Here is a 6,059-nt window from a genome sequence, read left to right as displayed (position 1 = left end):
CACTGGGGACAACTCGGCGAACAGTTGATTCCCGCACCGGGGGATCCGCCGTACCTGCAGTACACACGTGATCCATTGCACGGGGGCTTCGGGCCGCCGCCCGGTCGCCAAGGGCCGCCGGCTGGCGTACCGCCGGCAGGGCCCCAGGCGCCGCCACCGCCCGGCCCGGCTCAGCCGAATCTCCAGTTCAGCGCTCCGTTGCCGGGACCGGCCGCTGCACCGCCAGGGTTTGGTCCGCTGCCCGGACCCGCGGCCGCACCGCCACCGGGGCCGGTCGCGCCGAATGCCGCACCGCCACCGGGGATTCCGCCGACGGAGGGGAGTAGGTAGATGCTGACGCGCTTCGTCCGGATTCAGCTACTGATCTTCACGATCATCGGGATCGTCGGTGTGATCGCGATGGTTCTCTTCTACATCCAGGCGCCGACCCTGCTCGGCATCGGCCGGATTACCGTCTCCCTCGAACTGCCGTCGACCGGTGGTTTGTACCGGTTCTCCAACGTGACCTACCGCGGAGTGCAGATGGGTAAGGTCACTGCGGTGTCGCTTACTCCGAAGGGCGCCAAAGCGACACTGTCGCTTAGTACTTCGCCGAAGGTCCCGGCGAACCTGCAAGCCGAAGTGCTGAGCGTCTCCGCGGTGGGCGAGCAGTATGTGGACTTGCGGCCACGAACCGATTCGGCGCCGTATCTACACAACGGTTCGGTTATTGCCATGCGTGACACCACGATTCCGCAAGCGGTCGGACCGATGCTCGATCAGCTGAACGCCTTGATCAAGAGCCTGCCCAAAAACAAGATCGGCCAATTGCTCGACGAGTCGTTCCAAGCCTTCAACGGAGCCGGATACGATCTGGGATCGTTGTCCGACGCGACGTCGCGAATCTCTACCGACGCCAACAGCGTTGTCGAGCGCACCCGAACCCTCACTGAAGACAGTGGGCCGCTGCTGGATTCGCAGGCCAAGACCGCCGACTCCGTTCGCACCTGGGCGCGAAGCCTGGCCGGCATCTCCGACGTGGTGGCGACCGACGATTCCCGGGTTCGCACATTGCTGCGAAACGGTCCCGGCGCTGCGGACGAGGCATCGCGGCTCTTCGAGCAAATCAAACCGACGCTGCCGGTGTTGCTCGCCAACCTGACCACCCTCGGGCAGATCGGCGTCACCTACCATCCCTCGCTGGAACAGCTGTTCGTGTTGCTGCCACCGGCCGTTGCCATAACGCAAACGGCAGGGCCGTTCAACCATCCCGAGGGTTGGGCCAAGGGCGACTTCGCATTGACGGTCGACGACCCGCCCATTTGCACGGTCGGCTTCTTGCCGCCCAACATGTGGCGATCCCCGTCTGATACCAGCGACATCGACACGCCGGACGGCTTGTACTGCAAACTGCCGCAGGATTCACCGCTTTCGGTCCGCGGCGCCCGCAACTATCCCTGCATGGGGCACCCCGGAAAGCGCGCGCCCACCGTCGAGATCTGCAACAGCGACAAGCCGTTCATACCGCTGGCGATGCGCCAGCATGTCCTCGGTCCTTACCCCCTGGATCCAAATCTGCTCGCTCAGGGCATACCGCCCGACGACCGGGTCACCGTCGACAAGAGAATCTTCGGACCCGTTGAGGGAACACCGCTGCCACTAGGGGCGATCCCGCGCGGAACGCCCCCCGGCCCACGGGGAGCAACTCCACCACCGGGCACGAAGGGCGCCGCAGCACCACCCGCGCCGTCGTCTGCCAACATGTCGACGCAGGCGGCGGACTTCCCGCCCATAGCGCCACTCGACGTTCCTGCGCAGGGCGAGCTTCCCCCACCACCACCTGCCGTGCCCCCGCCGCCGGCAGCGGGTCCGTCGCCGGCCGACACCGTCAACGGTGCGCCGCCGCAGGCGCATCCAAGCTCGTTCGGGGATAAGGCATCTCGGCCAGGGCCGTCGATCGCGGTTGTCCCTTACGACCCGCGTACCGGTCGTTATGTGGCTCCGGACGGGAAGTTGTACCAGCAATCGGATCTGGCAACCGCGACTACGCCCAAGAAGTGGCAGGACCTGTTGCCGACTTAATACTCCTGGCGGCTAATCAGCCGATCTTGTCCAGTCGCAGCGGCAGTTCGATGCCAAGCCACTGGTTTTGGCCGCAGGCGCCGCTCGGGCCGATCGTCTTGTCCTTCCCAGCCATCACCGGCGACCCGAGTTGGTATTCACCACTACCTTGGGGATCAACGGGGTAGAAGTAGAAGGTCTGCTGCCCGGTGAACGCGGTGCCGTCTTGGCACCGCTCCCAATTCGGCACATCACGTCTGACGTACCACATGAGCCCGTCGCCCATGGAGATCGGCGCGCTCCAGCCCTGGTCGCTCTTCATCGTGCCGCTGCACGTCTGAAAATTGGAGCACGACGAGCTGATGGTCCAGGTGCTGATGACGGTTGGCTCGTAGTTGTACTGATCATTGATTTTGGCCCAGTTGCCATTTGACGTTACGCGGTATGTCCCGTTGACCGCGACATCATCCTTCGTTGTTGCTCGCGCCGCAGATGCCGGACCCAAAATGCTGAATACGTTGGCGGCCAACAGTATCGCGGTGGTGATCGTTCCAGCTGAACGCATCCTCTACTCCTCGACGGGCATTTCGCGACGATGCCCACGCGACCTTATCGACACCGGTAGCGGCGTTCTCGTGCGATGAGAATAGCACCGGCGCTATCGGCGCGGTAAGGGTTCATCCGAACGGATCCAACTTGGAGATCAGCCAGGAACCGCTGACCTTTGTGAGCGTTATTCGCACGCTGCTCGGCGTCTTCAGGGGTTCTCGTTTGTCCTTGCTCATAGTGGTCTCGTTGAGGAACACCAGCACCACTGCCGAGTGCGTGTGCAGTTCTGATACGGCCGCCCGAATCACCGTAGCCGTCTGCGTGAGGTGCTTCTCTTTCACCGTTGGCATGACGACGTCTTTAGTGAATTTGTCGTAGTAGGCGAGAAACTCCCCGGTGAGATGGGACCTTGCCCTGGCGAAGTCGCGATCAATGCTTTCGCTCGAGTAGGAAAGCGTCGCGACGGCACCGTCTGAAGCCTCTTGGATGGCCCGCCTTGCGGCGGCGTCATCGATTTGTCGATCTGGGCGGTATTGCAGGACGAACAAGCATGCGGCCAGTCCCACTGCGGCGATCACCGAAGTCGTCAAGAGAACTGAACGCCAGTGCACCAGAAGGTTGGAGACGAACCGGTCGATCACGCCCGTGGTCTCGGCGGGCGACGCACCGACGGAAGGAGTTTCGGTGCCGGCGTCATCCGAGTCCGCATCCTCTTGGGCGGTCTCCGCATCCTCGAATGGCGACTCTGACTCGGAATTCATTGGACGAATTCAAGTTTCGACATCTTAAGCCGATCCCCATCCCGATCGAGATTGACACCGAGTCGCCAGAAGACCGATGGCCGTACCGACTTGTCAGGGTTGATGGTGTCCGATTTCGTGACTACCAGGACGACTGCCGAATTGTCGGTCATCGACTCGACCGCGACGTCTTGCACGGTGGCCTTGGTGGTGACCTGCGCATCCTGGGCGTTTTTGGCCATATAGCTTGACGTCGCTTCCATCTGGCTCTTGAGCGCTCCGGTCGTGTCGTCGATGGCGTGCTGGATGCTCTCCGCGGCGTGCGCCGGGTCGATCGACATCAGCGTTGCGACTTCCTCCCGAGCAGCCGCGGCAAACTCCTCCGCGTGCTGTCGCCGCTGCACGAGTGTGCGGTGCTGCCAGACGATGTAACCGCTCGCCGCCAGGGAGACGCAGAGCAGCACGATCTCGGAGCCGACGCCCACCGCTTTCCAGGTAGGAAGACGGAGCCGCCCCGGCCACCGACGCCTCGATCGCCAGCGAGCCGGCTTGGCCACGTCGGCCTCCGCGTCTTCGGTCGCGTCGGACTGTTCGCTTGAATCGGCCTCGGCCTCCCGGCGCAATTCGGCCGCGCGTGCTCGTGCGGCCTCGGCGCGCTCCTCGGCACGAGCGAGCTCCGCTTCGGCTTCCGCGAGCGAATCTGGAGCCTCGGTGGTGGACGGGTCGGCGTCGGAGTCCGTCACTGGTCCTGGGCAATCGCCGGCGCAGGCGCACCCCGACTCAGGGCTGGTTCCGGGCTACACACGGAGAATCACGTTATCACCCCAAAGTCGCTGGCCGGACGGGTGTGGGGACGCGCAATATCCAGGGTCCTGCCACTTGTAGGTGATCTTCTCCGAAGAAGAGAATTTTCTTATCGCCCATGCAAAAATATTGCCGTGCGTTTCATCGTGGCGATAGTGGCTGCGCTGATCGGAGTCGGCGCGTTGATGCCGCCGACGGCTGCCGCGGAGCCGACGGTCTGCGACTACCCGGCGTGTACCCCGGGCATCGCGCCGAACATGGTCCTGGGTGCGCCGTGCGACAACACCACCTACTACGCGTTCGGGGTATCCGGCGGTTATGTGCCCGCCACCCAACCTGGACGGCTGATGTTCTGCGGCTCGCCCAGGCGATACCAGCCGAGATGGTTCCGCTCACCACCGATGGCGGGCATCAAAGAAGAGAACACCGACTGCCACATGTATACGAACTACGTCGCGCAGGCGCCCGATGGACTATTCCTGATCTGCATAGCGCAGGAGGGCAAAACTTTCTGGACCCGCGCCGACACGTAAAGTCATTGCGTGACAAACGCATTGCGCGGGATTGTCAACGGATGTCCACCGAACTCAGCAATCCAGGCTCTGCGGCAACGACATAAGGCACGGCGTTGAGAACTTGCATTGCCGTGGCGACCATCGCGCCCGCGCCCGACGTCATTCCCGCGACTCCGGCGCGACCCGGATCTTTCAGAGTCGCCGCCAGCGTGCAGTCAATGTCGGGATCGCCCGTGATCACGACACGGTAGGACAAATCGCCGATGCCGTTTGGCCAATCGGGGGCCATATCGTGCGCCAGCCGGGTGACGTGTTCGACGACGATGGCCTCGCGGCCGTCGACCACGCCGATCGTCTGCATTCATATTGCGCCGGACGTCCCCGCCTCGACCGTGCCCATCGCGACATTCAACGTCCGGTTCGTGGAGTGCCCGCTGTTTTCGCCATTGTGGGGTCTCCTCAGCTACGACGTGAGTACCTAACTTTTGATCCGCGAGCCAGTTGAAGCGGCAGAGGCGGTGAGGATCGAACGGGATATCGGCGCCCTGTCGTGGTAAGGAAAACAAATGTTAGGTTGAGACTCGATGTACACCCTCCGGTTCGACATGCGAGCGCCCGATTGGGCCGCGCCGGCCGTCGACCTCTATGCCGCGGCCATCGACATGTGCGCTTGGGCGGAGATCCGCGGTGCGATCCTCACCGTCCTGTCCGAACACCACGGTGCCGACGACGGCCATCTGCCGACCCCGCTGATCTTGGCCTCGGCGATCGCCGCGAGGACAAAGCAGTTGGCGATTCTCCTTGCCGCGGTGCCGATTCCACTCTGGGATCCAATACGGCTGGCCGAGGAGATGACCGTCTTGGATCTCATCAGCAGAGGTCGGGTGTCGTATGTGTTTGGTGTCGGTCATCGCAGCGAGGAGTACGACCATTTCGGCTTGGACATCACGACACGTGGCCGGGTCGCCGACGAGATGCTGGCCATGCTCGGCCGTCTGGTGCGCGGCGAGCCTGTCGAGTATCACGGCCGCCGGGTTCGCGTCACTCCGCCCTGCGGGTCGACGACGGGACCGCTGATGATGATCGCCGGCGGCAGCAAGGCGGCCGCCCGGCGCGCTGCCACGTACGGCCTGGGGTTCATCTCGCAGACCGATTCCCCGGGTCTGCAGGAGTACTACGACTCGCAATGCCGAGCCGCCGGGCATGAGCCCGGCATCGTTCAGTTTCCGGTACCGGGTGCTCCCACAACGGTTTTCGTTGCCGATGATGTCGATCAGGCGTGGGAGGTGCTGGGGCCGCACCTGCTGCACGACGCCGTGACCGCCGCGTCCTACCGCCCGCACGACGACTCGGTCGCCAGCATTACCCGTGCCGACAACGTGACGGCACTGCGGGAGGCGGAAGGTCCCTA

The 6,059-nt window shown here is 63.6% G+C and carries 6 protein-coding genes and 2 pseudogenes; 4 read left to right on the top strand and 4 right to left on the bottom strand.

The genetic code is table 11. The annotated features are described in order from the left end of the window. Both VNW74_RS07940 and VNW74_RS07935 read left to right on the top strand, forming a co-directional pair. Positions 1-330: pseudogene (locus VNW74_RS07940) on the top strand (mammalian cell entry protein); the annotation flags it as partial. Continuing rightward, positions 331-2,061 carry an MlaD family protein gene (locus tag VNW74_RS07935; RefSeq protein ID WP_325676058.1) on the top strand — a complete coding sequence of 577 codons (1,731 nt, stop codon included), beginning with the start codon at positions 331-333 and terminating at the stop codon, positions 2,059-2,061. A 16-nt stretch (positions 2,062-2,077) separates the two neighbouring features. On the opposite strand, the gene VNW74_RS07930 is transcribed toward VNW74_RS07935, so the two are convergent. From VNW74_RS07930 to VNW74_RS07920, 3 genes are all read right to left on the bottom strand, one after another. Then, positions 2,078-2,605: a hypothetical protein gene (locus VNW74_RS07930; protein ID WP_325676057.1), complete on the bottom strand. Its 528-nt coding sequence runs from the start codon at positions 2,603-2,605 to the stop codon at positions 2,078-2,080. A 112-nt stretch (positions 2,606-2,717) separates the two neighbouring features. Further along, positions 2,718-3,350 (bottom strand): hypothetical protein, encoded by a 633-nt coding sequence (locus VNW74_RS07925; RefSeq protein WP_325676056.1) that lies wholly within the window; start codon positions 3,348-3,350, stop codon positions 2,718-2,720. Continuing rightward, on the bottom strand, positions 3,347-4,072 hold the full coding sequence (locus VNW74_RS07920; protein ID WP_325676055.1) for a hypothetical protein: 726 nt from the start codon (positions 4,070-4,072) through the stop codon (positions 3,347-3,349). The genes VNW74_RS07925 and VNW74_RS07920 overlap by 4 nt, the downstream gene beginning before the upstream one ends. Before the next feature lie 246 nt (positions 4,073-4,318). Here VNW74_RS07920 and VNW74_RS07915 point away from each other — a divergent pair, with 246 nt between their 5' ends. After that, positions 4,319-4,666 carry a hypothetical protein gene (locus VNW74_RS07915; protein WP_325676059.1) on the top strand — a complete coding sequence of 116 codons (348 nt, stop codon included), beginning with the start codon at positions 4,319-4,321 and terminating at the stop codon, positions 4,664-4,666. Positions 4,667-4,668: 2 nt separating this feature from the next. Here the strand turns inward: VNW74_RS07915 and VNW74_RS07910 are convergent. Beyond that, positions 4,669-5,072, bottom strand: a pseudogene (locus tag VNW74_RS07910) (dihydrodipicolinate reductase); the annotation flags it as partial. Between the two features lie 160 nt (positions 5,073-5,232). Between VNW74_RS07910 and VNW74_RS07905 the strand changes: the two are divergent. Next, a partial coding sequence (locus VNW74_RS07905) for an LLM class flavin-dependent oxidoreductase (protein ID WP_325676054.1) occupies positions 5,233-6,059 on the top strand: 827 nt, incomplete at its 3' end.

Origin of the sequence: Mycobacterium sp. (assembly GCF_035570115.1) — a bacterium.
GTDB lineage: Bacteria > Actinomycetota > Actinomycetes > Mycobacteriales > Mycobacteriaceae > Mycobacterium.
The sequence above is the reverse complement of the archived record's forward strand: the minus strand, read 5'-3'. Positions and strand labels throughout refer to the sequence as shown.